The sequence below is a fragment of the Candidatus Binatia bacterium genome, assembly GCA_036493895.1.
Lineage (GTDB): Bacteria > Desulfobacterota > Binatia > UBA1149 > CAITLU01 > DATNBU01.
This window is the reverse complement of sequence record DASXOZ010000070.1, coordinates 217,924-244,069: the sequence shown is the minus strand read 5'-3', so window position 1 is coordinate 244,069 and position 26,146 is coordinate 217,924. Positions and strand designations below refer to the sequence as shown.

The following is a 26,146-nucleotide window of genomic DNA, read 5'->3' as shown; positions in this document are numbered from 1 at the left end:
ACGCGTCGCTACGGCATCAGCATCCGCCCGACGGCCAGTCCCATTCCGACGAGGCCTCCGACGACCGCACCGTTCAAGCGGATGAACTGGAGGTCGGCGCCGACGCGGTCCTCGATCCTCTGAACCAGCTCGCCGGTTTCCAGCGCCTCCAGGCTCTCGCGCACCGTCAGCCCGATCTGGTGGTGGTGGCGGCGCAGCAGCTCCGTGGCCATCGTGCGCACCCAGTTGTCGAAGGTCGCGCGGCGGCCCTGGTCGTCGAGAAGATCGAGGATCGCCTCGCGCATTCGTCGATCGACGAGCAGCGACAACGTGCCGCCGGGATCGGCAAGGTCGGAATCGATCTGCGCGCGCAGCCTCTCCAGCACGTCGCGCACGAGCGGACCGGCGTCGAGGCTTTCGACGAGAGTCGAACGGATGCCCTCGATACGCGCCAGCGCGTCGCTCTCGCCGCTCTCGAGGCGGTCGGCGAAACGCCGCAGGGATTCGAGCACGAAGCGGCGCAGCGGATGCTCTTCGCTTTCGGACGCTGCGCGAAGCTCGGCGGCGGAAAACTCGCACGCAGCTTCCACGATCATCTGGCGCACCGTGCGCCGGCGAAGCATGAACGGCACGACGCGGCGCCCGCTCTCCGCAAGGGCATCGGCCGAGCGCTCGAGCCACCAGTGGAGCTGTTCGGCGGTCGTGGGGCGTGCGGCGACGTTCGCGAGCGAGATCGCAAATGCCGTGAATGCCGCGTCGGCCGTGCGACTTCGCGCCAGGCGGGCCATCGCGCTGCCGGCGGCCGAGTCGACGCGCAGCTCGGAGAGCTGGCGCCGCAGCGTGCTTTCGGCAAACCGGGCGAACTCCGGCTCGACCAGCGTGCGCGCCACTCCGCGCAGCAGGTCGCGCAGCGGTGCCGAAAGTCGTTCCGCGTGAGTAGGGTCACGCAGCCAGTCGATCACCGCGTCGCTCGGCGACAGTTTCGCCAGGCGCTGCCCGATGACTTCGGGCGAAAGCCAGTCCTCCTCGACCATGTTGACGATGGACTCGATCATCTTGGCTCGCCTCGCGGGAATGATCGCCGTGTGGGGGATCGGGATTCCAAGGGGATGACGAAACAATGCCGTCACCGCGAACCAGTCTGCAAGACCCCCGATGACGGCCGCCTCGAATCCGGCGCCGACGATGCGCAACCACAGCGCGCCGGCGAGCGGGCCGCTGGAGAGCGCCACCTGCGAGGCGGCGGCGCCCGCGACCGAGATCGCGAGCGAGACGCTGCCGACCCGGTTGCGTCTTGTCGTAGCCATCGGGGACCACGGTTGGGAAAGAACGGCGCGAAGACAAGCGGGACGGGCCGGTGGTGCCGACGTGGATTCGCAGCCCTTTACGACCCGCTCCCGTAAGTGTCCTTCGTCAGGCACGCTTCACGGCGGACTTTTCCAGGTATGAAAAGTCTCCGTGGAACCGCAGCCAGCAGGACGTCATCGAATACCTTCAGGCCGAGAACCGGATCCTGCGCGAGCAACTTGGCGGCCGGCGGCTGCGACTCTCCGACGCCCAGCGACGCCTCCTGGCTCTGGCGGCCCACGCGGGTAGGGCGCAAAGGGCTCTTCGGGATCGGCACCATCGTCACGCCCGACACACTGCTTCGTTGGTATCGGCATCTGGTCGCACAGAAGTACGACGCAGCCGGGCTCGCGGAGTCGGCCGTCCGAAGTCCGCCGCTGAGATCGAGCGGCTCATCGTGACGATGGCTCAGGCGAATCCGGGCTGGGGCTACACGCGTATCCGCGGGGCGCTCTACAACCTGGTCCTGAGAACGGCCGCAACACGATCAAGCGAATTCTCTTGAACAACGGACTCGAGCCGGCTCCCGAGCGTGGGCGGAAGTTGTCTTGGGAGACGTTTCTCAAGTCGCACTGGGGAGCGATTGCGGCGACGGACTTTTTCGGCGTCGAGGTGCTCACGCCGAAAGGACTGGTGCGCTATCTCGTCCTGTTCGTCATCGACCTGAAGAGTCGGACGGTCGAAATCGCAGGTATTGTGCGGCAGCCGGACGGCGACTGGATGAAGCAGATCGCCAGGAACCTTACCGACGTCGGTGAGGGATTTCTCCGCGACGCCCGGCATCTGATCAGCGGCTTGCTGAGATTTTACGATCGGGAGGCTGCCTAGCGTTCGGCTGAGTTTTGGCGCCATACGCGTTCGCGATCCGCTTCGGCGATCGGATGACCAGATCGAGATGCGAGCGTCATGCTCTTGTCATGGCGTTTGGGGCATCGTGGGTTGATTGAGCGAGAAAGTGCTTGTGATCGCCCCGCACTGCGACGACGAGTCGTTCGGACTTGGCGGTACGATTCTAAAACTTACCGAGGCAGGCGTCGCCGTGTACGTCGTCGCCGTCGTTGCCGGCGACGTGCGATTCGAACATAACAGCAACTTATCCATTCCGCGATCCACGCGCGTGGTGGAGTTCGAGACCGTCCTGGCCGCTTATGGCTGTCGCGGAGAGGTGCTGCCGTTCCACGAGGAGTCGCGGCTCGACACGGTGCCGACGGTCGCCGTCGTGAATGCGATCGAGAATGTCCAGGACGTCGTACAGGCAGATGCCTGGTACATACCCGGCCCGTCGTTCCATCAGGATCATCGGCGAGTCTGGGAGGCCTGCCTGGCGGCGATGCGGCCGACGCGCGAGCGCATGCCTCGCGAGGTGTACGTGTATGAGACGCCGGTGTACGCCTGGAACCCGCCGCAGATGCGCCTGACGCCGCACGTCTACGAGAACATCGAAGCCCAGCTCGACCGGAAGATTGAGATCTGCAGGATGTACGCCTCGCAGCACCGCACCGGGGCATTGAGCCCCGAGCATATTCGAGAGTACAGCAGGGGGGCGGGATCCGAGGCCGGATTCCCCGCGGCCGAACGCTTCGAAGTCCTGCGCCTGCACCGCCCCTGATCCCTGCGGGACGGAAGTGCGGAAAGTGCGTGACGGTGCCCGCGCGTCGGGAGGCACCGGATCTCTTCGATCAGCCGCGCGCGGTCGCGTCTCAGATCAGGTTCCCACAAGCGGCGTGGAGACGTAATCCACGATGGAGCGCAAGCGTGAGAGGGCGAAGACGAGGAACTCGTTGGGACGCATCATCCAGGACTGAAGATACTCCCGCACCCACGTTCGCCCGATCAGGTGGCGCAGTCGGCGGACTCTGCCCCGCTTGTCGCGACGCAGGTGGTCGCTAGGGCTGGTGTTCTGTAAGACCATCATTGGGAATAGGGCGTACGTTCCTGGCAGTTGCGTGAAGGCGGCATCGATACCGCCGCCGAGGATTCCCGACCAGCGGCCTTTGGTCTTGATTCGCTGGGGCTCACTCTGACTGAGCCAGGTCAGCAGCGGCGGGCTGGCGACGTAAGCGTGCGTGCAGGCCGACGTAGTGGCGATGATATGACGCCTGATCCGGCGCACCTTCAACGGCCAGTGACCGAGATAGAAGATCCACCATCCGTCGGGAAGCGATCCGATCGCATCCGCTACGCTCCGCACGCGGCGAGGGCTCGCCCACCTCGAGAAGATGACGTCGTCCTCGAGCGTCAGCACGCGCGACTGCCCTTTCGAGAGCGCGTGCCGGGCGACTTCCCGGTGCGATCGCCAAATCCCGCTTACCGGATCGTCGTCGTCCCTGGCGGGCCGGTAGAACCGGACATGGCGACAGAGACCGACGCGATGCAGTTGGGCGGCCACCGCGCTGGTACGCTCCGGCCGTTCCTGCAGTGAGATGCAATAGACGCCGTCGAGAAACGACCAGTCGAAGCTGTCGGGCACGGCAGATCGATCGGTACAGTGCCGGCAGGCGGGATCTGGAGGGCAGTCGTGAAAATACCCGGCCTTCGCGGTGTCTGGCTGCGGGTAGTGCATCGTCTCACAGGACGCCGCAGGGATCGTATTGGGCATCATCGCTCTCCGTTTGTTCCAGTTCTGGACGTGTTCCCGTCGAGCGGGCGCTACGAAACGCCTCCCGATTCGGCCAGGCAAGTATTCGAGCGTTGCGGATCTTCGTTACGCACTGATGATCTTCGATTCGAGCTTCTCGCGTCGTACCGTTCGTCCTTCGGGTGGAAGGGATACCATTGCGTACAAGATGCTCTTTGTTTGTGCCACTCCCGAAGCGGAGATCGGGCTCATGGAAAGGTCGCTTCTCCAACGGACGACGGAATGAAGAATTCATGAACGCGGCCGTTGTGGACCTCTGATCGTCGCTGCTCTGTAACGACGCGATACCGGGCCTTCACACTTGCGTCACGAACCCCAGTCCTGCGATCGATTGCGCCATTCCCAATAGACGGAATTCGTCGGCCTCGACAGCCGATGAAGGTTTCGATCTCTCGGGACCTGTCCGACGGTCGTGCGAAGTGCCCGTAAGGGATCCTTCCTTTTTGACAGCGGAGTCCCCACACCGCTACTACTCGCATCATGGCAGCCACCGCCGTCGTTCTCGCCGCAGACTACAACCATGGAATGAAATCCAGCCGGACTGGGCCGCTACACATGATTGCCGGACGTCCGATGCTCCAACACCTGCTGGCCACTTGCGAGAAAGTGTTCAGTCGCATCGTCGTTGTCGTCGGCGTCGATATGCAGGCTGTCTCCGATGCGGCCCTGCCCCACGGGAGCGTGATCCAGCACGAGGGCCTCGGACCCGCCCATGCCGCTTTGCAGGCGGAAGCCCTTTTCGGCGACGGCGATGTCGCCGTGCTCTTCGCCGACACTCCGCTGATACGACCCGACACGCTTCGGCGACTGCTCGATTGCTTCAGCGTCAAGGATGTCGGCCTTTCCCTGCTCGCCGTCCGCCCTGCCGATCCGCAACGACATGGTCGCGTGGTTGAGCGCGACGGGTTCGTCGACCGGATCGAAGCCCCGGAGCAGGCGACTGCCCCCGAACCTCGAGACAACCTCTGCTACGCTGGCGTACTGTGCGCGGGTGCAGCGCGCATGCGCGGCTGGCTGAGCAGAGCCCGCGACCGAAGCACCAGGCGCGAGCTTTTCCTTGGCGAGGTCGTCGCGCTCGCCCGTGCCGAAGGTCTGCGCGTCGCCGCCGTGGAGGCGCCGGAGGCCGATCTGCGACCCGTGAACTCCCGCGCGGATCTTGCCGTCGCCGAGGCAAGTGTTCAGGACCGGCTGCGGACGGCCGCGATGGAGGCGGGTGTGACGATGACAGCCCCCGCAACCGTGTTCCTCTGCACCGACACGCATCTGGAAGCAGACGTGATCATTGAACCCCACGTCGTGTTTGGCCCCGGTGTCACGGTCGAGCGCGATGTCGAGATCCGCGCCTTCAGCCATCTCGAAGGCTGTACGGTGCGTCGGGGCGCGACCATCGGGCCTTTCGCACGACTGCGCTCCGGCACCGATGTGGGTGCAGGCGCCCGGGTCGGCAATTTCGTGGAGATCAAGGCGACGACGATGGGCGAAGGAGCGGCCGCCAATCATCTCGCGTTTCTCGGAGATTGCTCTATCGGTGCGGGCAGCAACGTCGGTGCCGGAACCATCACCTGTAACTACGACGGCTTCACCAAGCATCACACCACCATCGGCGACAATGTTTTCCTCGGTTCGGATTCCATTCTCGTGGCACCGGTCACAATCGGCGACCGCGCGATGGTGACCGCGGGCAGCGTGATCACCGAGGACGTGATGCCCGACGCCATGGCCTTCGGCCGCGCCCGCCAGGAACAGAAAGCAGGCCGGGCGGCCGCGTTTCGCATCTCCCGCAAGAAGGAGAGTCGGTGAACCGTTCGCTCCTTCGGCCGAAGCTTGACCATGCGCATCCGGGTGGCACGACGTTTCGCTCTCGACGACGATCTGAGCCAATTTTCCAGCAGGTCGTATCTTCGATGGCACCGGCCGGAGAAAAGACGTCGATCGCTGCAGCGCCGGCAGCAGCGCATCCTCCCGATCCGCGGACGACTTCTACTCCAGGGGTCGACCGGATGTTCCCGACGCTTACGCACGCGCAGATCGAACGCATCGCAACTCGCGGAACGGTTCGCTCGTTTCAACCGGGAGAAATTCTGGTCGAAGCCGGCCAGCGAGTCGTACCGTTCTTCGTCATCCAGGCGGGACACCTCGAAGTCGTTCGGAGCACCGGCGTCGGCGAGACCCCCGTGACCGTTCATGGGCCGGCACAATTTACCGGCGAGGTCTCCATGCTTTCGGGGCGGCCGTCGCTGGTTCGAATCCGCGCGATCGATTCCGGCGAGGTCGTCGAGCTCGATCGCGATCAGATGCTGGCGCTCGTGCAGATCGACAGCGAGGTCGGCGAATTGATCATGCGCGCGTTCATCGTGCGTCGCGTCGAGCTGATCGCGAGCGGGATCGGCGACGTCGTGCTGGTCGGTTCGGATCACTGCTCGGGGACCATCAGGGTCAAGGAATTCCTGAGCCGCAACGGTCATCCCTACTCTTACATCGATCTGGACCGCGACGCCGACGTGCAGCAACTGCTCGACCGTTTCAAGCTCAGCGCCGCCGATGTGCCTGTACTGATCTGTCGCAACGAGTCGGTGCTTCGCAATCCCACCAACCGCCAGATCGCCGAATGTCTGGGATTGAACGAATCCATTGATCACCTCCAGATGCGCCAGCTGATCGTCGTCGGTGCGGGTCCTGCCGGACTGGCCGCTGCCGTATACGCGGCCTCGGAAGGTCTCGACGTGCTCGTGGTCGAGACCAGTGCGCCTGGCGGACAGGCGGGTTCCAGCTCGAAGATCGAGAACTACCTTGGCTTCCCCACGGGCATCTCGGGCCAGGCGCTGGCAGGACGGGCGTACACGCAGGCGCAGAAGTTCGGGGCCAGCGTGATGATCGCGAACTCGGCAGTACGGCTCGCATGCGATCGTCAACCTTACGCGGTCGAGATCGATGCCGGTGAGCTCCTGCAAGCCCGAACCATCGTGATCGCCACTGGCGCGAGTTATCGACGACCGGAGATCGAGAACCTGGCGCGGTTCGAGAACGCCGGGGTCTACTACGGCGCGACGTTCATGGAAGCCCAACTTTGTCCGGGCGAAGAAATCGCCGTGATCGGCGGTGGCAACTCCGCCGGCCAGGCGGCGGTGTTTCTTGCCCAGACGGCCAAGCACGTGCACATGCTGGTACGCTCCGGCAGTCTCGCCGAGACGATGTCGCGCTACCTCGTGCGCCGCATCGAGCAGAGTCCGACGATCACTCTGCGAACCCACACCGAGATCGTCGCGCTCGAAGGCAACGACCATCTCGAAAAGGTGCAGTGGCGCAATCATCCTGGTGGTGACGTCGAGACCCGCCCCATCCGGCACGTGTTCATGATGACCGGCGCCGTCCCGGCAACCGGCTGGATCACGGGCTGCGTCGCGCTCGATGCCCACGGATTCGTCAAAACCGGCCCCGATCTGTCCGAGGAAGATCTCGCCACCGCCCACTGGCCGCTCACGAGAGCGCCCTATCTGCTGGAGACGAGTCGCCCAGGCGTGTTCGCCGTCGGTGACGTGCGCTCGGGCAATATCAAACGGGTTGCATCGGCCGTCGGCGAAGGATCGATCGCAATCTCGTTCGTCCACCGCGCGCTGCACGACTAGGAGTCGAGCGATGACGGAAACAGCCTGCCAGCACATCTCCGCGATCACGACGGTCAAACATCCGAAACGACGACAATGCGACGAATGCGTCAAGACGGGCAGCGAGTGGGTGCACCTGCGAATCTGCCAGGAATGTGGAGCGACGAGGTGCTGCGACGATTCGCCGGGCCGGCACGCGACCGCTCACGCGAAAGCCACCGGCCATCCGGTGATCGCGTCGGCCGAGCCGGCGGAACGCTGGCTGTACTGCTACCCCGACGACGCGTTTGCCGAGTATTGATGCCACCGGAACTGCGACCGGAACTGCGACTGGAACAAAGGAGCACGAGCCATGGACGAGACGAAAGACAACGAGACGCGAGTTCGAGCTTTCTACGACGCCACCGTGCCCGGACATCGTGAGGCACTACGGGGTCTGCAGGCGCCGAGGGTGGTCTACGATCAGCCCGAGGGAATGCCGGTAGGCTGTGGCCACTTCGAGGGTCTCGAGGACGTGCTCGAGCGGTTCCTTACCAGCTTCTACGGCGCGTTTGATGTCCGGTTCGTCGCCGACGAGTTCGTCGCCGCCGGGGACCAGGTAGTCGCGATCGGACGCATCGACGGCAGGACACGCGAGCACGGTGTGCATGTCGATGTTCCGTTTGCGCACGTATGGACGGTTCGCGACGGGCATCTGCAGCACCTTCGGGCCTTCACCGATACGGCCGTCCTGGCGCGCGCACTCCGCAAGGGGCCGGCGTCGGCAGCAACAGCGGCCTGAGTGGCCGGTAATGGTGCGACAGCCGCACCGCCCCGAGCCTCTGCGCATCCCTGTCTCGAGGGTCCGGAGAGAGGGCGCGCGGCGGTGCGGAGCTGCAGATGGGCGAAGTCAGGAATGACTTCACGTCTGCTGATGATTCTTCAGGTGTTCGTTTCACCGCCGCAGAAGCTCAGCGGCGTGCCTCACAGAGCGCTTGAGCGGCGTGAAGGATCACTTCGAGCAGTGAGGTACGCACGTCTTGAGTCGGGTCACACGCGCCCACAGGTGCGGCTGGGATCCTCGACGAATTCCGCGAGGACGACGGCTTTCGCAACCGCCCCGTCGAAGTGAGCCGCGCGCACTTCGCGATAGTGCGCGTCGGCGAAGAACCGCACCCGCGTCGCGCGATCGGGGAACGTGATGGTAGAGACACGGTTCAGCCCATCGCTCGGGCCTTGGAGGACCTTGGAGACGACGAAGTCGCAGCCGAACGAGCCGTCGTAGGCCTCGAGGACGGGCGTCATGCCTGCGCTGCGACGCGCCTGAGCAGGATGATCCACGGTTCGATGACCGGTCTGGACTCGGCAGTACCAGTCCACTAGAGGTGGCTCGCTCGAGCCCGAGGCAAACGCCCCGGCCAGTCTCGAGGCCGGGGGACGCGAACATGACCGACTGCGAACATACTGAGGCCCATTCGCAGCGAAGGTCTTACTGTCACGTGTGCGGCTCCTACCGGGCTGCCAACCGCTGGAAACTTCCGATTCGATCGCTCACCCGCACCGAGGCACTCGCCGAAGCGGCTGCGATGCTCGACGATCTTCTGGCGACCCTTCCGCCAGGATCCGGCGACAGCGATGCGCTTCGCGTCGCCGCGGCAGCCGTGAGGACTCTCGCGGGTTGAAAGGGCCCATCAGGCCGAGGCGGACAGTTGCCTGGTCGCGTCCGACGCCGATCCGACCTTCGCCGGGCCGGGGAGCGTGAAATAGAACGTCGCTCCTTCCTGCGGCGCACTGTCGGCCCAGATTCGCCCGCCGTGCCGCATCACGATGCGCTGAACGATCGCAAGGCCGATTCCGGTCCCGTCGAACTCGTCGGGTGTGTGCAGGCGATTGAAGACGCCGAAAAGCTTGTCCGCGTAGACTATGTCGAAGCCGCAGCCGTTGTCGCGAACAAAATAGACGGTTCCGTCGCTTCCCGTCGTGCTTCCGAATTCGATCTGCGGATGCGCAGCCCGAATTGAGAACTTCCACGCGTTCGCCAGCAGGTGCTGCAGCAGGACGCGAATCAGGAACGGGTCGCCGAGCGAGGTTGCAGCGGGGGGGTGCGCGACAATGTCCACCGCGACGCCATTCCCCGGATGTGCGGCGCGCAGCTCTTCGATGACCTGTGCCGCGATCACGCCGACGTCGACTTCTTTCCATACCAGTTTCTGCCGAGTGTAGCGCGTAAGGCTCAGCAGATCGTCGATCAGCCTGCCCATACGGTGACACGCGTGCTGGACGCGATGGAGGTAGTCCTGAGCCCGGCCGTCGAGCATCTCGGCGTAGTCGGAGAGCAGGATCTCACTGAACCCGTTCATGGAACGCAGCGGCAGGCGTAAGTCGTGAGAGACGGTATAACAGAAGGATTCGAGCTCGCGATTGAACAGCGACAGCTCGCGGTTCGCGGTTTCCAGCTCGGCGGTTCGAGCGACGACGCGCTCTTCGAGAGAAGCGTTGAGGTCACGGATCTCGGCCTCGGCGCGAATCCTGGCACTGACGTCGCGGATGATGATGCTCGTCTTCCGCTCACCGGAAGAGTCGCTGAACATCGACGCGGAAACTTCTCCGGTGAACACACTGCCGTCCTTGCGCTGGAACGGAAGATGGCCCTGGAAATTCCCGGTCAGGTACGTCTCCTTGATGGCGCGGTGGAAGCAGTCCAGCTGCGCGCGCGCCGCATCGCCGTTGGGCTTTTTCAGTTCGGACTCCTCGTAGCCGAACGCGGTACAGGCTGCAGGGTTGACCGCTTCGAACTCGCCGTCCTGTCGGACGAGGATCACGGCGTCGAGACTGGTCTCGAAGAACGTCCGGTAACGATTTTCGCTCTCGCTCAGCTCGTTCTGGTGCTGCTCGCGTTCGCGCAGCACGACGCGCCCGAACCATACCACGCATGTCGTCAGCACTGCCGTTGCCACGAACAGCAGCTCGATCAGCCATCGACAGATCTCGCGTGCAGCCTGTCCGAAAGAATAGGAAAACGCGTCTTCGAGCGGAGTGAGGATCCCCGCTTCGCGATCGATCGCGGCAAGCGCCGCATCGATCCTGGTTTGTTGTGGCGGATCCCTGTCGATCTCGGCGTGCAGCTGATCGCCCAGGCTCGAGAGCTTCGCGATGTGGGTGTCCGCTTCCGCCCAGATGGCGATCGATCGATCGACGAGCTCGACACTGCGAAAGCGCCGGAACAGATCGATCATGCCGTCGATGTCGGCCGAGTCGTTGCGACCCTTGAGGAAACCGTCGCGGGCGATCCGGTAATCGGGATTCCTCTTCTCGAGCTCCTCGCGCGCGATCCGGTCGCCCTCCGGGACGGACAACGCGGCACGGTACGCGTCGAACTCGTCCGGATCCCGCGACGAGGCATATCGAAAGACGTGGTAGACGGCTTCTTTCTGAGCCTTCGACCAGAGCCCCTCACCGCCCACATAGGAGCGGACCGCCGACAGCACGCTCATGCCGGCCACCGCGAAACCCACGAGGCAGATCAGCGCCAGCAGGAACGGCAGCGCCAGCCGCAGGAAAAGCGAGCTCCCGGCGCCGTTCTGGTCGTCGCCTCTACGGATGACTGGCATCCCCATGCCGAGCCCCAATCAGACAACAACTTGCGCCCGCTGACCAGTACCATGGCAATTATTCTGCCGGGTGGCGCCGCATCGAGGCGGGGTGAGCCCATGTGCTGATCAGCACAAAAATGCCCGGCCCCGGCTCGCGGGGGCCTCGATGTGCCCCATCGCCGAGCATCTTCGCGGCCGGCGGTTGCGACTCTCCAACGTCCAGCAATGCCTCCCGGCTCCGGCGGCCAGGCGGGTAGGACGCGAAGGTCTCTTCGGGATCGGTGCTCCGTCGAAATGCCTCCCCGATTCGTTCGGCAGAGTTTTGGCACCGGGGGAACGTCACCGCGGCCAGGCGGTTTCAAAGTGAGACACTGCCGGTTATCTGGCGATCCCGGTTTTTCCTTTCTTCGCCTTGTACTGCACCGAGACCGTGGCGAAAGAAACGGAGCTTCCCGTCGTGATTGCGATCGGAAGGACCCACCGCTCACCAGTCGCCGTGGTCTTGTCCGTCAGCCCGCTCGTCGCCAGAGTCGCCTGCAACGCAGCGCCTTTGATGACGAACGTCACGAGAAGTCCCTTGCTGGCCGACGATTTCAACGCGACCGAGCTGGTCGCCGAAGAGGATTTTCCGTTCGAATCCAGAGTGAACTTTTCGGCATACCCCGCGACGTAGACGCCGAGAGTCGAGCCGTCAGGACTAAAGCCGGGCGGCACGATCACGTTCGTCTTCAGCTTGATGGAGTCGTTGTCGGGGATCGCGAAATTCAGCTTGATGAAAGTCTTGCTCGGAGTGATCGCTCCGGCGAAATCCGGGGTAGCTAGCGGATCGGCCGGATCCGTTCCGGCGAGACCTTCGATGACGTCCGACACTCCATCGCCGTCCGTATCGTCCGCCGTGAGTCCGAAGACGCCGAACCGGGAAGTATCGCCGAGAGCGTCCGTCAATGTCGCCGACAGATCGAGAATGTCGCTGACGTCCAGATCCGCCGTCCAGGCTCCGGCAGTCACCACTTTGCGGCCGAGAATCGTCGCGCCCTGATTCTCGGGATCCGTGAAAAGTTCGATGCCGCCGTCCTGCGGCGAAACACCATCGATCCGAAGCGTCGTTCCCATCCCCGACGAACTCGGTCCGAGGTCCTGCACCTTGGTGATCGTCGGCGCGACGATGCCGTTGTTGCTGCCGTCGAAGAGCGCGATTCCGCCCTTTTTATTCTTACTGATCTTGTTGCCTCGCACCGAATTGGATTTGCTCGTCGTTGTACGAATCTCCACTCCATTCGAGCCGTTGAACCCGATGAAGTTCGCCGAGCCGGGAGTATCCCCGCCCACCTGCGTATTGTTCGTGCCACGTGACAAGAAGATGCCGGCGCTGCCGTTGCCGACGGACGACCGGCCGCCAAGGCCATCCTCTTCCGCTGCCCCTCCGACGACGTTCCCTATGATCATGTTGTCGTCGCTGCCGGTATCGGCGACGGTTATGCCGTCGAGCGTGTTGCCGCCGATCATGTTGGCCTCGCCCGCGGTTACGCCGCCGATCGTGTTCCCGTGCGAGCCACCTTGGATGATCACGCCCGCAAGGTTTGGCTGCGGTGCCGATCCGGATGCGTCCACTCCGATCCAGCAGCCCTTGATGACATTGCTGCTGCTGGCCGCACCCGTGATCTCGAGGCCGAAGGAGCCGTTGCCGGAAAGACGCAGTCCCTGTCCATTCGGTCCTGAGCCTGCGCCTGTCGAACGAGGGCCGCCGATGACATTCGCCATACCGCTGTCGATGCGGATGCCATCCCCGGCAAAGTCCGTCAGGCTGAGGCCCATGATCCGATTTCCGTCCGATGCGATTACCAGACCCGCTGACGAACCGGCACCAGAACCGTTGACGGTCACCCTGCGTTCGGAGGCATCGATCGTCACGTTTCCCTGGTCGAGCGCCGGGAGCTCACCCAGCACGTTGATGACCGTGTCTGCGTCCGCATTCGCGACGGCGAAGACCGTGGAGTCGAAGGCGACGGTGTCACCGGACCGGACGCTCACCATACAGAAACGAAGCGAGCCGGCGGCTGGCGGAGTGCCCGCGTCCGTATCGAGGGTGGTGTCGACAACGCAGGTACTCTGCGCCATGGCGACCGAGGCCGTCCATACAGGGGCAATCAACATGGCAGCCAGCAGCCAGGTGTTCATCGTGGGATGCTTCAAAAGGGTCCCTCCGGGCCAGGCTCTCGTCGCTCGGCGATTCCCTGGTTTGTAGTGGCTTGCCGAGCGTCAGTCTAGAGCAAACGTTTGAAGAGAAAGGGCCTTGAAGCAGCCGCCGCCCCCTCCGTGTGCCAAAATTCGGCGCAGCGAAAACGTGGCAGAGCGCCCGTTGCTCAACATCACTGGGGGAGCTTGGTCAAGAACGGGGCTGTATGACAAATGCTCCATCGGCCAGCGGGGAACTGTTGGGGATGGCAAGTTACGTACCATCGGAGGAAGGGACACGATGAAAAGCCTGCGATGCGCATCGATGGCCGCGCTGCTGCTCTTCGCCCACGGATGCTCGCTGGCCGCCAAGGGCTACACCGACGTGACCATCACGGCGTCACACGAAGGCGCCGAGCTCGTGGTGGACGGCGAGCCCGTGGGCAAGGCCCCTCAGCACCTTCGCCTGTCCAATCGACACAGCCACACGGTCATCGCACGCTGTGGCAACTCCGCGGGTAGCGGCGCCTTCGGCAAGAGATTGTCGGGCGCCGGCATCGCGGACATCGTCGGAGCCGCGACGTTCCTGCTGCCGGCCGTCGGCCTGGCATCTGCCGGTGCGTATACGCTGGAGCCAACGACGCTGAGCATCGCGATTCCCGACGCTTCGCAGTGCGCGGCGGCGGAATAGCTCGAGTCGGACAAGGCACTCCGATCGCTGGGGCGGTCCGATAAAGTCAAGCGGGCAGGGCTCTTCGCGGTTTGCACGGCGAAGCAGTCTCTTTCTGTCCGTTCGGATTCCAGTGAAAGAGGAACTCGATGACGCGAAGGGCAAGGGCGAGCGCGCCCGGTGCTCGACATCACAGCAGAGCCTCGGTCAAGGCACAGGCCGTGTGGCAAGGTCTGGCTGGCCGGCCGGAGTCTTGTGGGATCGCACCCGATCAGGTGCATGGAAAATCCATTTTTCGGAAAACGATCGATGTGCCGCCGGGTTCGCCCGCGATTTCGAGGCCCGCGTCTCGTTGATCCGCTGCTGTCCTTGTTCCCGTACTGCCCGGCCGGATAGATCGTAAGGGCGATGACCGGTCCGGATCTCCTGCCGATCTGGCTCAAGCTTCTCTACACGGCGTTCGTCGTCGTGCTCGTCCCCATCTGGTGGATCGACAATGGCCCGGCGAACTTCCTGTGGTTCTCGGACATCGCGCTGCTGGCGACGGTGCCTGCACTGTGGCTCGAGAGCAGCCTGCTGGCGAGCACGATGTCGGTGGCGGTGCTGATGCTCGAGTTCGCGTGGCTGGTGAGCCTCCTCTGCCGGCTGCTGATCGGCTCCGATCCGATCGGGCTGGCGGCGTACATGACGGATCCGGAAACGACACGGCGCGTGAAATGGCTGTCGGCGATCTTCCACGTCGGCATGCCGGCAACGCTCCTGTGGGTGCTTGCGGTGCTCGGCTATGACCGCCGCGCGCTGCCGCTGCAGATCGTGCTCGCATGGATCGTGCTCGTCGTCACGTGGCTGTTCACGGATCCGGACAAGAACATCAACTGGGCGTTCGGTCCCGGAGCCAGGCCGCAGCATGCACTTTCACCGGCTGCCTATCTCGTTGTCGTGATGGTGGTACTTCCGGTGTTCGTATACTGGCCGACGCACTGGATGCTCAGCCGGATGTTTCCGCGGCACGACTGACTCGGCAGCCTGGTGTCCTCGAGTCGTCGTTGAGCGAAGCTCTGCCGCGCGGCGACTGCAGGCCTCGCGCGCTTCTCGCGTCGGGACGACTTCTGCGACCTGCGTCGATGCGTCTCGAATTTTTTGAGCTCGGCATGGCGATCGGACTCGCCGAGATCGAGCTTGTCGCGGACCAAGGCAAAGCCGCAAGGCTGCCCGCGGAGTTTTGTGAACGTGCGGCTGCTTTGTCCGCGTACGCATCACTTTCCGACAAGATCGTCCCGTTCCGGCTCGATGCGGAGCACCGGCGCCAGCGCACCTGGCGCGACCATCAGGACATCGACCAGGTGATGCTCGCGAGCGCGCTGGTTGCGGAAGGTTGCATGCTGCCACCAGCGCGCAATCGCGTCGTTCCCCAAGGAGAGGGAACGTCCCGATTCAGAGAATTCACGCGCCGCGAACAAAGCCGCTCACGTTTCGTCGCACAATCGAGGCGGGATCTGTGGTGACCGCAACCAGACAAAAATTTTGCGAAGTGTGTCAGCCCGCCTTCGCGGGCTGACACAGGCGTGACGTTACAGGAGGTCACAGCCGTGCCCGAAAAAAAGACAATCGAGCGCGCACGAAAAGACAAGGCCAGCGGCAAGTCCCCGTCAACGCAGGCCGGCGAATTCGTACGCGAGGAAATCCATCATGTGCGCGAAGGCAAACACGGCGCGCGATCCGCGAAGCAGGCCATTGCGATCGGCCTTTCGAAAGCGCGGCGCGCGGGAGTGAAATTGCCGGCTCCGCAAGCAGGTGAAGCCTCGGAAGACACTCGTGAGCACGCCGAGCGCGATGTGGAGAAGGGCCAGAAGGCGGCCGGCAAGAGCGCCTCACCGAAGCGTGCCCGTGCGGTTACCAAAGCTCTTCAGCGCGAGCCGCGAAAGACCGCCTCCGCGGCGGCGCTATCGAAGCAGGCGAAATCGGCAGCGGCCTCGCGGAGCAAGAGCGACCGTTCTGCGGCAGCCCGCAAGGCGGCGCGTACGAGGAAAAAGTCGAAAGGCTGAAGTTGCCCCGTCGTCGAGGATGCGGCAGCGCAAAGAGTCCGGAGGTCGGGGTTTTCGTCGATTGGCCGGAACGGACGCCGCGCATTCGAGCTTGGCGCGCACGAAAACCGCGCGATGCAGCCGTCGGAACTCCGCTTGGCGGGCTGGCGGCCGCAACGCTTTCACCGAAGCCCCTGGCTCCGGAAAGGTGCTGACTCCCCCCGACTGGGATCATCCCGAACATCCGCGACGGCCTGACAAGCGGCCCGTCTATCGCGGTGTTCCGGCCTTCCTCCGGCACGCAGGCCCATCTGCGTGGCGGCGAGCAGCGCGAGGTAGAGCGACGCTCAATCAGGTATTGACAGAATTGAACCTGACGTGTTGATAAGGCTCGTTGCCATCGGCTTTGCGACACCGGGGAAGCCGCGGACGGGGGGTGTTTCGTGAAGCGAGTCGCGATGGTTTTGCTGCAGCTGTCGCTGGCCGCTTCAGCTGAGGCACAGCTCACTACAACCCAGCAATCGTGTGTCGCCGCAATGAACAGGTCGGGCGCGGCGGTGGCGCTCGCGCAGGGCAAGGATCAGTTGGCGTGCGTCGTGGCGGCCCAGGCGGGAAAGCTCCCTGGCACTGCACAGTCCTGCCTCACGGCCGACGCGGGCGGGAAAGTGTCGTCAAAACAAGCCGACACGACGGCGGACGATCTCAAGTTCTGCACTTCGCCGACTCCCGCATTCGGGTACTCGGGACCCGATGCGACCAACTCGGCGTCGCAAATGGGCGAGATCGAGATGCTCCGTGACGTGTTCGGCGGCAATCTCGATGCTGCTCTTCCCGATTGCAGCGTCCACAAGGCCCAGTGCAAGTGTCAGATGAACGTGCTCGTGCAGGCGGAGAAACTTGCCGATGGCGAGCGCAAATCGTTTGTCTCGTGCGAGAAGACGGTGCTCGGCACGGCAGCGACGGCTGCCGACATCGTTCGCTGTATCAGCGATGTCACGGCGCACCACTCGATTGCGGCCGAGAGCGCGCCGGACGGCAAACTGGGCAAGCTCGCCACCAGGCTGGCCACGGCCATTGGCGCTGGATGCGATGCCGGTGGTGTGACCTCGGGTGCGTTCCCCGGCGGGTGCAGCGGACTTGGCGGTGAGCCGCTGGCTGATTGTATTCACGCAAGAGTGAACTGCCGTGTGTGCCTCTCGCTTCGCGCCGTCGATCTCCTGGACGCCGATTGCGATGCATTCGACGATGGTGTCCTCAATGCGAGCTGCAGCGCGCCGACGACTACGACGACGACGACCACGACGACGATCGAGTGCACCTCCGGCTACTTCGCGTCCGGCGGGTCGTGCGTTCCTTGCGCAGACGTCGTTCATTGCGCGGCGCAGGAAAGCTGCAGCGGTGCTGCCGATTCGAGGTGTCCAAGCTGCGATCCGGGATTCTGGAAGGATTCCTCGGGTGCGAGCGACGCGTGCCCGGAGTGCACCGGCGTGAATCACTGCGTCTCCGCCATCGATTGCACGACGGCCTCGGACTCGAACTGTGCGCAGTGCGAAACCGGGTACTATCTCACGTCGTCCGGCGGCGCATCGTCTTGTCCGGCCTGTACGGGGATTCCCGGCTGCGTCTCGCCAACCTCCTGTACGACTGCGACCGACTCCCAGTGCACCAGTTGCCAGTCCGGTCGCTATCTCGACCAGTCCGGAATGGCGGATCGCTGCCCGACGTGCACGTCCATCGTGGGTTGCGCCACGACTGCTGTCTGTACCGATCCATCCAACTCGCAGTGCGCATCGTGTCAGGCGGGTCGCTACCTCGACGAGTCCGGCCCGGCCGACGCCTGTCCGTCGTGCACACCTGTCAATCACTGTGCGAGTGAGACGTGCACCAACGCGCTGGACTCGCAGTGTACGGGGTGCGACCCGGGCTACTTCCCGTCCGGCGGAACCTGCGTTCCCTGTACGGACGTCGCGAACTGCGTGGGGATGGAGACGTGTTCGAGCGCGACCGATTCGCGGTGCTCGACGTGCGACGCCGGCTATTGGAGAGATTCCAGCGGCGCGTCCGACCATTGCGACGCGTGCACGCCGGTTGATTTCTGCCAGACGCCCATCACCTGCACGACGGCCGGCGACTCGCAGTGCTCGGCCTGCGAGGATGGGTACTACCCGGCCCAGGTTTCCGGCCATAGCGTGTGCGTCGCATGCACGGATGTCGAGAACTGCGCGGCGCAGGCAACCTGCGACAGCGCTTCCGACTCGAGGTGCCCGACTTGCGAATCGGGGTTCTGGAAGGATTCCTCGGGTGCGAGCGACGTGTGCCAGGAGTGCACGGGCGTAGACCACTGCGTCTCCAGCATCGACTGCACGACGGCTTCGGACTCGAAATGTTCGCAGTGCCAAATCGGATACTATCTCGACTCGTCCGGCGGCGCATCGGCTTGTGTGGCCTGTACGTCCATCAGCGGTTGCGAGGCCCAGCCCACGTGCAGCAGCGCGAGCAACTCGCGATGTCCGCTTTGCCAGGCGGGTCGCTATCTCGACAGAGGGCTGACCACCGATACCTGCCCGACCTGCTCGGCTATTGCCTGGTGCCTCTCGGTAAGTTCCTGCACCACTTCGACGAACTCCCTGTGCGCCACCTGCCAGCTCGGTCATTATCTCGCGGCGGGGCCGGGGCTGCCGAGTAGTTGCCCGTCGTGCACGACCGTCGACCATTGTGCGAGCGTGGTCACCTGCACGAACGCCTTGAACTCGCAGTGCGCCTACTGCGACTCCGGCTACTCACTGATCGATAACGGCGGGCAGTCGGAATGCATACCGTGAGCTGATCGCTGGATTGCAAAGTGGCGGGCGCGGCCGAAGGAATACGATCAACGGGATCTTGCTGGTAACGGACTCGAGCCCGCTCCCGAGCGCGGGAAGTCCGGCCGGGTCGCGTCCCGCGACCGGCGCGGTGGTGCGCCGAAAGTTTCTATCGAGAGGCTGCGTAGCGTTCGGCGCAATATTGGCACACCACGCGCTCGCTCAGACAGCGGCGCTGCCGAAGAGCAGCCGCGGCGTGAGGTGGACCGTCTGCGCTTCGCGCATGATCCACACTTCGGCGTCCTGGATGTTGCACTGCAGCGAGATGCCGCGGTCGGCAAGCTCGGCCAGCCTTGCGGTCTGCTCAGCCGCGAGCAGAGTGACGCTCAGGTTGTCGTGGCGCTCGAGCCCAGTACGTTCCTGTTCCCACCAGGTTGCAGCCTTGTTGCCTCCGTACAGATAGACAGCGACACGCCCGGCGCGTCCGCAAGCCTTGTGAATCCTGCGTGGGTCGGGCTGACCCAGCTCGATCCACCGTTCGATCTGGCCGTCGAGGCTTCGCTCCCACAAGTCCGGCTCGTCGGCCGTGGAGACTCCGCCGCCGAATTCCAGGCGCTCGCCGGCGCACAGCGCAAAGGCGAGCACGCGGATCATCATTCGCTCGCTGGTCTCCGACGGATGCCGGGCGATCGTCAGCGCGTGTGACCCGTAGTAGCCGCGGTCCATGTCCGCGACGCTGAGATCGACTTTGAAGATCGTTGCCTTGATTGCCACTGCATCTCCGTCGCGCGCGCGTCAGTTGCGTCGCACGCGTGGGTCCAGCTGCAATCGCGTCGGCATCGGCGCTGCACTCATCGCGACTACTGGCGGCGGATCGACTGGATCACGGTGTCCAGCGTGTTCAGGAACCTGCCGCGGTCCTTGCCCGTCATCGGCGCCGGGCCGTCGGTTTTCACGCCGGACTCGCGCAGGCGGCGCGACAGCTCGCGACCGGCCACCTGGCTGCCGATCGAATCGTCGGTGAACTCGCGCCCCTTCGGATCGACGACGCGTGCGCCGGCCTTCAGGCAGCGGGCCGCCAGCAGCACGTCGGCCGTGATCACGATGTCGCCGCGGCCGGCGCGACCGGCGATCCAGTCGTCGGCCACGTCATCGCCCGCGCCAACGGTGACAAGGCGAACCAACCCGTCGGGCGGAGTCGCGACGAAACTGTTGGCGACCAGGCTCACCGGCAGCGCGCAGCGCCTGGCTACCCGGTAAATCTCTTCTTTGACCGGGCACGCGTCGGCATCGACGAAGATTTCCAGCACCTGCGAATCTACAACGTTGCGGCGACCAGGAGCGAACTGCGGCGCGGCGACGGCTGCGCGAGTGACCGCTTCAGGCGCATGGCCTCGGGCACTGTCGAATAGCGCGGCAAGCGGCTGATCCGGTCCACGACGGACGGCCGGCCAACCGGAGTTTTCCGGGATGATGGGGTCCCCAATCGTTCGTTGCACCGATTCCCAGAGCCAGCGCGCACGCTGCCGATCATCCCTGGTTGGCCTTGGTCGGACCGGCGCTGTGTGCCCGAGCTGAGTTGGCTGGGATGAAGCCCCCGCCCTCGCCAGCAGCCGCGGCACAGTGCTAGGCTGAGGCAACCGGTCCGGAGGATTCTATGCAACGTGCCATTCTCGCCATTCTTGTCGCAATCGTCCTGGTCGCCGGCTCGCGCGCTGCGCAGGCCAGCCCGGACACGCTCACGACCTGCGGCAGCACGGTGAGCAACGCCGTGTTGGCGGCCGACCTCGATTGCAGCTCAAGCTCGGGCTGGGCCGTGACGATCACGCCCGGCGGGAGTCTCGACCTGGCAGGCCACATTCTGACTGGCACGCCTTCGCGGGGAACATCCGGTTCGGGGTACGCGTTTGGCGGCGGGATCCACTGCCAGGGAAATTGCACGATAACCGGTAGTGGGGGAGCGATCGTATCGTCGCCCGGTCTGCCGGCGGAAACCTGGTACAATACCGGCGTCTACAGCGATACGTCGCTGAAGACCGATACCATCACGATCACCGACGCGCACATCACCGGTTGGACCGGCATGGGACTCTTCGGAACCGGCTCCGCCAACCTGAGCAACTGCACAGTAGCAGGCAACGACTACGGCGTCGTGGTGTGGTGGCAGCTTACGATGGACACCTGCTTCGTGACGAACAACACCGGCGAAGGCGCGCACGTGGGGCGCGGAACGATCAGCAACTCGACCTTCGACGGGAACAACTATGACGCGGTTTACGCGCTCGGCCGGATCAATTTCGTCAACTCCACAATCTCGGGGAGCAATTACCTGGGCATGTTCGCTGGCAAGCTGGTGGCGTCTGGTTCGTCGATCACCGGAAGTTGCATCGCACCATACGGAGAGCCTTGCGCCGATATCCAGGGCGTCCATCGCCCTCGACTGCGGACTTCGAGTTGTGGGACGAGCGCTCGGTTCACTGACGATCCCGCGGCACCGAGCTGGCACGTCTGCGGTCAGGACTGAATGACGGGGCCCAGACTTGGGCGCCGCGACGAGTCAAAAGCGCGGCTTATTCGCAGTTCTCGCAGTCGTACTCCACGCGACCGTTGTGCCTCCTCCGGGAACGAATGCGCAATTCGTTCGCGTTCAGCTTCGCGGTCAGAGGCGCGGCGCCGGCTCGCGCCAGACCTGACAGAGACGAACGTGTCATTGTTCGTCTCGCTGGCTGAAGTTCCTTGGGGTGACGTGCGCTCTGTATCGATGGTCAGCAACGGCGCGCGAGCGCCAATGTCAACTTCATTCAGCCCCAAACCTCCGGCGAGGGCGGGAAGACGATGCCGTCCTTGTAGACCATTGCGGGAGTGCGGTCGGTCCCGATCAGCAGCGGTGCATCGAGGTCGACGAAGCGGCTCGATTGCGCGAGGATCATCGCCGGCGCCATCGCGAGCGACGTTCCGAGCATGCAGCCGACCATGACGTCGAGCCCGGCGCAGCGCGCGCGATCGAGCATGCGCAATGCTTCGGTGAGCCCGCCCGCCTTGTCCAGCTTGATATTGACCACGTCGTAAAGCTCGACCAGCCGATCGACGTCCGAAGCGACATGGCAGGATTCATCCGCGCCGATCGGAAGCGCCCGCGCCGCGCGGGGTAGCTGGGCGAGCTCCTGATCACGCCCGGCCGGGAGCGGCTGTTCGATCAGCTCGACGCCTGCGTCGATCATTGCGGGAAGGCATCGCCGAAGCTCGGCGAGAGTCCAACCCTCGTTGACGTCGACGATCAGCCGTTTGTCCGGTACGGCGTCGCGAATTGCGCGGATGCGCGAATCGTCGTCGCTTCCGCCAAGCTTGATCTTGAGGATGGGGTAGGGGCCGGCGTCGCGCGCCGCTGCAGCCATGACCTCGGGCGCGGCGACGCTGATCGTGAACACCGTTTCCACCGGTTGCCACTCCGGCAACTCGAGCAGTTCCCAGATCGGCTTGCCGGCACGCTTGGCCCTCAAGTCCCACAGGGCGCAGTCGACCGCGTTGCGCGCGGCGCCGGGGGAAGAAAGGTCGTACAGCTTCGACCAGTCGGCTCCGCCCCGCAGTGCGGCGAGCATCGCTTCGGCCTCGGCAACCGCCTTCTCCATACCCTGCCCAAAGCGCCGGATCGGACAGGCCTCGCCGCGTCCCCTGCAGCGGCCGTCCCACTGGCCCTCTTGGACCTCGACGACGAGCAGGTCGGTCGTATCCGCTCGGGCGCGGGAAATGACGAAAGGTGTCGCGAGCGGCCAGGTCTCGCGATACGCGCGGGCGCTGCTTAGTCGGAACGTGTCTTCGATCATCGCTGAATCCGTTGGAACGCAGTCTCGATCGGGTAGCTGGCGATCTCGACATCCCTCATCGAAGATCGATAAGCCACCGGGTGGAGAAGCAATAGAATGAGCCAGGTCGCACTTCATCCTTCGCGCGTGCTGACACCCGACGGGTTTCGGCAGGATTGCTGCGTGGTGGTGGAGAGCGGCCGCGTCCTCGATGTGCTCCCGTCGCGCGAGTGCCCGGACGAGGGTGCCCGCTGCGTCACCTCCGATGGAACGCTGGCCGGATCGCACCTGACCATGGCCGCGGCGGTTCGCAATGCCGAGCGCCTGATGGGCGTGGATACCGCGACCGCCGTGCGGATGGCGAGCGCGGTGCCTGCCGACATACTCGGGCTCTCGCAGCAAAGGGGCGCGATCAGGCCCGGACTTCGCGCGGATCTCGTGCTGCTCGATGTGGACAACAATGTCGTCGAAACGTGGATAGCGGGCGAGCTCTGACCCCTGCAGAGGCCGGCCAAGCCTCGCGTTCGCTCTTGAATCGTTCTGGACCAGGCACGTATAGAGACCACGGGCGATTGCCCGGGACACACCACAGCGGGTGCAGATGAAGGCGATTCGAATTCACGAGCGGAGCGGTCCCGAAATGTTCCGCTACGAGGTCGCGCCGGTTCCGAAGCCTGGCGCCGGGGAGATCCTCGTTCGCGTCCATGCGGCGGGCGTGACGCCGGGCGAGCTCGAATGGTTTCCGACCTGGTTCACGCGCCTCACGCAGCCCCGGCCGTTTCCCATCATTCCCGGGCACGAATTCTCCGGTGAAGTCGTCGAAGTCGGCGGGAGGTCCGAAGGTGTATCGGTCGGTGACCGGGTGTTCGGGCTGAACGACTGGTTTTGCGACGGCGCTTTCGCGGAGTACTGCGTCACGCGGCCCGACTTCGTCGTTCCCAGGCCCGATTCGCTCGACGAGCTGTCCGCCGCGGTCACTCCCATTTCCGCGCTGACGGCCTGGCAGGGCCTCATCCACCGCGGTCGTCTCGCCAAAGGCAACCGGGTGCTGGTTCATGGAGGCGCCGGAGCGGTCGGGCAGTTCGTCGTGCAGATCGCCCGCTGGCGCGGCGCCCACGTGATCGCGACCTGCTCCGCCGCCAATGAAGCACTCGTGCGTGAACTCGGCGCTCAAGAGACGATCGACTATCGGGCGGTGGCCTTCGAGAGCGCCGTCAGCGACGTCGATCTCGTGTTCGATACCGTGGGCGGCGAAACGCTCGATCGCTCCTGGCAAGTGCTCGGTCCGAGCGGCCGCCTCGTGACGATCAGCAACGACGGGACGACATCCAAGGATCCGCGCGTACGATCGGCTTTCTTCATCGTCGAGCCCGACCGGATCCAGCTCGAAGATCTCGCGAAGTGGATCGACGAAGGCATCCTCAGGCCTGATGTCGATCGAGTCTTTCCGCTCGCCCGCGCGCGTGAGGCCTTCGAGGCGAAGCCATTGCGCGGGAAGTCCGTCGTCCGGGTTCTCGACTCCCCGGGCTGACGCCGCAGGTCCGCAATCGCCTCGGCGGTTCGGCCGTTCGACGTGCGGGTCAGGTCATCACGAGGCCGTGGCGGTTCCACGCGATCTCGCGCAGGGGTTCCGACGCAAGGTCGGGTGCCGGCTCCACTTGCACGGCCATGGGGGGTTCATCTCCATTTTCTGCTTTATGTCTGCGCAGCGCGCGTGCGGGCGAGCAGGACCGCGCCATCCAACGCGTCGCCGAGCGGCTCGCGCAGGCGCGCCCTGATGCTGGGGGCGAGCCAGTCGCGCAAGTGCGGGGCCAGGCCGCCCATCAGGCAGCAATGCGGAGCGCCGCGTTCCAGCATGGTGCGGATCACCGCTCCGATTCGTTGCGCCGCTTCCTGCACGATCAGCTCGGCCGTGGCATCGCCCTGGTTTGCGTGTTGCATGACCATCGGTGCGAACGCCGCATAGTCGCGGGGAGTCGCTCGCGCGGTCCAATCGACGATCTCGCCTGCAGAGCCATGGAAGTGATCGAGCAATTCCCGGGTGAGTGCCGTGTGCGGGATGCGTCCGTCGCGCGCCCACAGTGCGCGGCGGATCGCGCGCAGACCCAATTCGGCGCCGCTGCCTTCGTCCGAGACCGCAAATCCATAGCCGCCTACCGTGACGATCTCATCGCCGATACGGGCGAAGCCGATGCTTCCCGTTCCGACAACGACGATCGCACCATCCTGTCCTGCATGGGCGCCGAGATTGGCAATCGCAGCGTCGCTTGCGAAGGCGGTGGACTTGAATGGGAAGGAATGTGCCTTGAGACCGTCGAGAACTCCGCGCCGGTTCAGTCCGGCCATGCCGATGCCTGCGTGAATCGACGAGAGCCCGGTCTCTGCGATTCCTGCCTGGCGGGCAGCATGGCTGTAAGCTTCCTCGATGACCTGCAGTGCGTGCGGCAGACCGGCCGGCGTATTGGCGGCTTCGGTTTCGCCGGCGCCGAGAACGTCTCCGCTGTCCGAGACCAACCGTGCGCGCGTGTGGGTGCCGCCGGCGTCTATTCCCAGGTAGAGTGGCATCATCCGCTCGGATAGTGAGCAATGATGATAGCAGGACAAACATCCGTGAGGAGACGCTGACTTGCCGACCGAAGATATCAGCGCCCGATTTGCCGATCTCGACCTCTGGACGACCCATGACGCAGTGCAGGCGATGCTCGAAGACCAGCTTGCCGCTGTAGCCGCCGTGCAGTCGCAGTCCTCAACGATCGCCGAAGCGGCCGAAGACGCAGCGGAGCGGCTCAGCGGCTCGCAGGGACGACTCATCTACGTCGGTGCCGGCACCTCGGGGCGAATTGCGGTGCAGGATGGGGTGGAGCTGGGTCCGACTTACGATTGGGACCGCGTAGCCTACCTGCTCGCCGGCGGCCCGGATGCGCTGCGGTCCAGTGTCGAAGGCGCGGAGGATGACATGGCGGCTGCCGAGGCGGCGACGCATGCTCTCGCGCCGACCTCCTGGGATGTGGTGGTTGGCGTCGCCGCCAGCGGGCGCACCGCTTACACTCTGGCCGCCGTTCGAACGGCGGCGGCGACGGGCGCGCTGACTGTCGGTCTTGCGAGCAACGCGGGAACGCCGCTGCTCGAGGCAGTCGATCATCCCATCCTGCTCGATACGGGCGCCGAGGTCATCGCCGGTTCCACACGGATGAAAGCCGGAACGGCGCAGAAGATCGCCCTGAATCTTTTCTCGACCGCGGTGATGCTGCGCCTCGGGCGCGTCCACATGGGCCTGATGATCAACATGCGGCTATCGAGCCGGAAGCTGCGCGATCGTGCCGTGAAGATGGTATCGCACGCCGCCGCTGTCGAAGATTCGGTCGCAGCGAGCGCTCTCGAACAGGCGGGGAGCGACATCAAGCTGGCGGTGCTGATTGCCCTTGGGAGAAGCCCGCAGCAAGGCGCGACATTGCTGCGAGCCGTGGGTGGGAACCTTCGCAACGCGATCGAGCAGGAGAAATCGGAACGACGGTGAGGCGAGGTCGCAGGA

The 26,146-nt window shown here is 64.6% G+C and carries 25 protein-coding genes; 16 read left to right on the top strand and 9 right to left on the bottom strand.

The window, feature by feature from the left end; all coding sequences use genetic code 11:
* Window positions 1–8: 8 nt before the first annotated feature.
* Window positions 9–1,286 carry a DUF445 domain-containing protein gene (locus tag VGK20_16430; GenBank protein HEY2775629.1) on the bottom strand — a complete coding sequence of 426 codons (1,278 nt, stop codon included), beginning with the start codon at window positions 1,284–1,286 and terminating at the stop codon, window positions 9–11.
* A 541-nt stretch (window positions 1,287–1,827) separates the two neighbouring features.
* Here VGK20_16430 and VGK20_16425 point away from each other — a divergent pair.
* Window positions 1,828–2,154, top strand: a complete 327-nt coding sequence (locus VGK20_16425) for a hypothetical protein (GenBank protein ID HEY2775628.1) — start codon at window positions 1,828–1,830, stop codon at window positions 2,152–2,154.
* A gap of 115 nt (window positions 2,155–2,269) precedes the next feature.
* Entirely contained in the window at window positions 2,270–2,935 is a 666-nt protein-coding gene (locus VGK20_16420; protein ID HEY2775627.1) for a PIG-L family deacetylase, read from the top strand.
* Between the two features lie 96 nt (window positions 2,936–3,031).
* Here VGK20_16420 and VGK20_16415 read toward each other — a convergent pair whose 3' ends face one another.
* Entirely contained in the window at window positions 3,032–3,925 is an 894-nt protein-coding gene (locus VGK20_16415; protein HEY2775626.1) for a hypothetical protein, read from the bottom strand.
* 519 nt (window positions 3,926–4,444) lie between these two features.
* Between VGK20_16415 and glmU the strand changes: the two genes are divergently transcribed.
* From glmU to VGK20_16395, 4 genes are all read left to right on the top strand, one after another.
* Window positions 4,445–5,764 carry a bifunctional UDP-N-acetylglucosamine diphosphorylase/glucosamine-1-phosphate N-acetyltransferase GlmU gene (glmU, locus tag VGK20_16410; protein HEY2775625.1) on the top strand — a complete coding sequence of 440 codons (1,320 nt, stop codon included), beginning with the start codon at window positions 4,445–4,447 and terminating at the stop codon, window positions 5,762–5,764.
* 104 nt (window positions 5,765–5,868) lie between these two features.
* Window positions 5,869–7,590, top strand: coding sequence for an FAD-dependent oxidoreductase (locus tag VGK20_16405; protein HEY2775624.1), 1,722 nt, complete (start codon window positions 5,869–5,871; stop codon window positions 7,588–7,590).
* Window positions 7,591–7,600: 10 nt separating this feature from the next.
* Window positions 7,601–7,870, top strand: coding sequence for a UBP-type zinc finger domain-containing protein (locus VGK20_16400; GenBank protein ID HEY2775623.1), 270 nt, complete (start codon window positions 7,601–7,603; stop codon window positions 7,868–7,870).
* A gap of 51 nt (window positions 7,871–7,921) precedes the next feature.
* Window positions 7,922–8,350 (top strand): nuclear transport factor 2 family protein, encoded by a 429-nt coding sequence (locus VGK20_16395; protein HEY2775622.1) that lies wholly within the window; start codon window positions 7,922–7,924, stop codon window positions 8,348–8,350.
* A 248-nt stretch (window positions 8,351–8,598) separates the two neighbouring features.
* On the opposite strand, the gene VGK20_16390 is transcribed toward VGK20_16395, so the two are convergent.
* Complete coding sequence (locus VGK20_16390; protein ID HEY2775621.1) at window positions 8,599–8,853, bottom strand: DUF1330 domain-containing protein; 255 nt, start codon at window positions 8,851–8,853, stop codon at window positions 8,599–8,601.
* A 140-nt stretch (window positions 8,854–8,993) separates the two neighbouring features.
* On the opposite strand from VGK20_16390, the gene VGK20_16385 reads away from it, so the two are divergent.
* Window positions 8,994–9,230: a hypothetical protein gene (locus VGK20_16385; GenBank protein ID HEY2775620.1), complete on the top strand. Its 237-nt coding sequence runs from the start codon at window positions 8,994–8,996 to the stop codon at window positions 9,228–9,230.
* 9 nt (window positions 9,231–9,239) lie between these two features.
* Here the strand turns inward: VGK20_16385 and VGK20_16380 are convergent, their stop codons facing one another.
* Window positions 9,240–11,165, bottom strand: coding sequence for a PAS domain S-box protein (locus VGK20_16380; protein ID HEY2775619.1), 1,926 nt, complete (start codon window positions 11,163–11,165; stop codon window positions 9,240–9,242).
* A 354-nt stretch (window positions 11,166–11,519) separates the two neighbouring features.
* Complete coding sequence (locus VGK20_16375) at window positions 11,520–13,319, bottom strand: hypothetical protein (protein HEY2775618.1); 1,800 nt, start codon at window positions 13,317–13,319, stop codon at window positions 11,520–11,522.
* 298 nt (window positions 13,320–13,617) lie between these two features.
* Between VGK20_16375 and VGK20_16370 the strand changes: the two genes are divergently transcribed.
* From VGK20_16370 to VGK20_16350, 5 genes are all read left to right on the top strand, one after another.
* On the top strand, window positions 13,618–14,007 hold the full coding sequence (locus VGK20_16370) for a hypothetical protein (protein HEY2775617.1): 390 nt from the start codon (window positions 13,618–13,620) through the stop codon (window positions 14,005–14,007).
* Window positions 14,008–14,394: 387 nt separating this feature from the next.
* Window positions 14,395–15,003, top strand: a complete 609-nt coding sequence (locus VGK20_16365; protein HEY2775616.1) for a membrane-associated protein — start codon at window positions 14,395–14,397, stop codon at window positions 15,001–15,003.
* Between the two features lie 107 nt (window positions 15,004–15,110).
* Window positions 15,111–15,491: a hypothetical protein gene (locus VGK20_16360; protein ID HEY2775615.1), complete on the top strand. Its 381-nt coding sequence runs from the start codon at window positions 15,111–15,113 to the stop codon at window positions 15,489–15,491.
* 84 nt (window positions 15,492–15,575) lie between these two features.
* The gene (locus VGK20_16355) at window positions 15,576–16,031 is read left to right on the top strand and encodes a DUF6496 domain-containing protein (GenBank protein ID HEY2775614.1); all 456 of its coding nucleotides are present in this window, start codon (window positions 15,576–15,578) and stop codon (window positions 16,029–16,031) included.
* A 644-nt stretch (window positions 16,032–16,675) separates the two neighbouring features.
* Window positions 16,676–18,832 carry a hypothetical protein gene (locus VGK20_16350; protein ID HEY2775613.1) on the top strand — a complete coding sequence of 719 codons (2,157 nt, stop codon included), beginning with the start codon at window positions 16,676–16,678 and terminating at the stop codon, window positions 18,830–18,832.
* A gap of 201 nt (window positions 18,833–19,033) precedes the next feature.
* On the opposite strand, the gene VGK20_16345 is transcribed toward VGK20_16350, so the two are convergent.
* Window positions 19,034–19,585 (bottom strand): YaeQ family protein, encoded by a 552-nt coding sequence (locus VGK20_16345; GenBank protein HEY2775612.1) that lies wholly within the window; start codon window positions 19,583–19,585, stop codon window positions 19,034–19,036.
* A gap of 86 nt (window positions 19,586–19,671) precedes the next feature.
* Window positions 19,672–20,121, bottom strand: a complete 450-nt coding sequence (locus VGK20_16340) for a YaiI/YqxD family protein (GenBank protein HEY2775611.1) — start codon at window positions 20,119–20,121, stop codon at window positions 19,672–19,674.
* A 347-nt stretch (window positions 20,122–20,468) separates the two neighbouring features.
* Here VGK20_16340 and VGK20_16335 point away from each other — a divergent pair, with 347 nt between their 5' ends.
* The gene (locus VGK20_16335) at window positions 20,469–21,335 is read left to right on the top strand and encodes a hypothetical protein (GenBank protein ID HEY2775610.1); all 867 of its coding nucleotides are present in this window, start codon (window positions 20,469–20,471) and stop codon (window positions 21,333–21,335) included.
* A 277-nt stretch (window positions 21,336–21,612) separates the two neighbouring features.
* Here VGK20_16335 and dgcA read toward each other — a convergent pair whose 3' ends face one another.
* A complete protein-coding gene (gene dgcA / locus VGK20_16330) occupies window positions 21,613–22,635 on the bottom strand; it encodes an N-acetyl-D-Glu racemase DgcA (protein HEY2775609.1) in 1,023 nt (340 codons plus the stop codon).
* A gap of 96 nt (window positions 22,636–22,731) precedes the next feature.
* Here dgcA and VGK20_16325 point away from each other — a divergent pair, with 96 nt between their 5' ends.
* Both VGK20_16325 and VGK20_16320 read left to right on the top strand, forming a co-directional pair.
* Window positions 22,732–23,109, top strand: coding sequence for an amidohydrolase family protein (locus VGK20_16325; GenBank protein ID HEY2775608.1), 378 nt, complete (start codon window positions 22,732–22,734; stop codon window positions 23,107–23,109).
* Between the two features lie 106 nt (window positions 23,110–23,215).
* The gene (locus VGK20_16320; GenBank protein HEY2775607.1) at window positions 23,216–24,145 is read left to right on the top strand and encodes an NADP-dependent oxidoreductase; all 930 of its coding nucleotides are present in this window, start codon (window positions 23,216–23,218) and stop codon (window positions 24,143–24,145) included.
* Between the two features lie 164 nt (window positions 24,146–24,309).
* Here the strand turns inward: VGK20_16320 and VGK20_16315 are convergent, their stop codons facing one another.
* The gene (locus VGK20_16315; protein HEY2775606.1) at window positions 24,310–25,179 is read right to left on the bottom strand and encodes a BadF/BadG/BcrA/BcrD ATPase family protein; all 870 of its coding nucleotides are present in this window, start codon (window positions 25,177–25,179) and stop codon (window positions 24,310–24,312) included.
* A 61-nt stretch (window positions 25,180–25,240) separates the two neighbouring features.
* On the opposite strand from VGK20_16315, the gene VGK20_16310 reads away from it, so the two are divergent.
* Window positions 25,241–26,131 carry an N-acetylmuramic acid 6-phosphate etherase gene (locus VGK20_16310; protein HEY2775605.1) on the top strand — a complete coding sequence of 297 codons (891 nt, stop codon included), beginning with the start codon at window positions 25,241–25,243 and terminating at the stop codon, window positions 26,129–26,131.
* The last annotated feature ends 15 nt before the right edge of the window (window positions 26,132–26,146 follow it).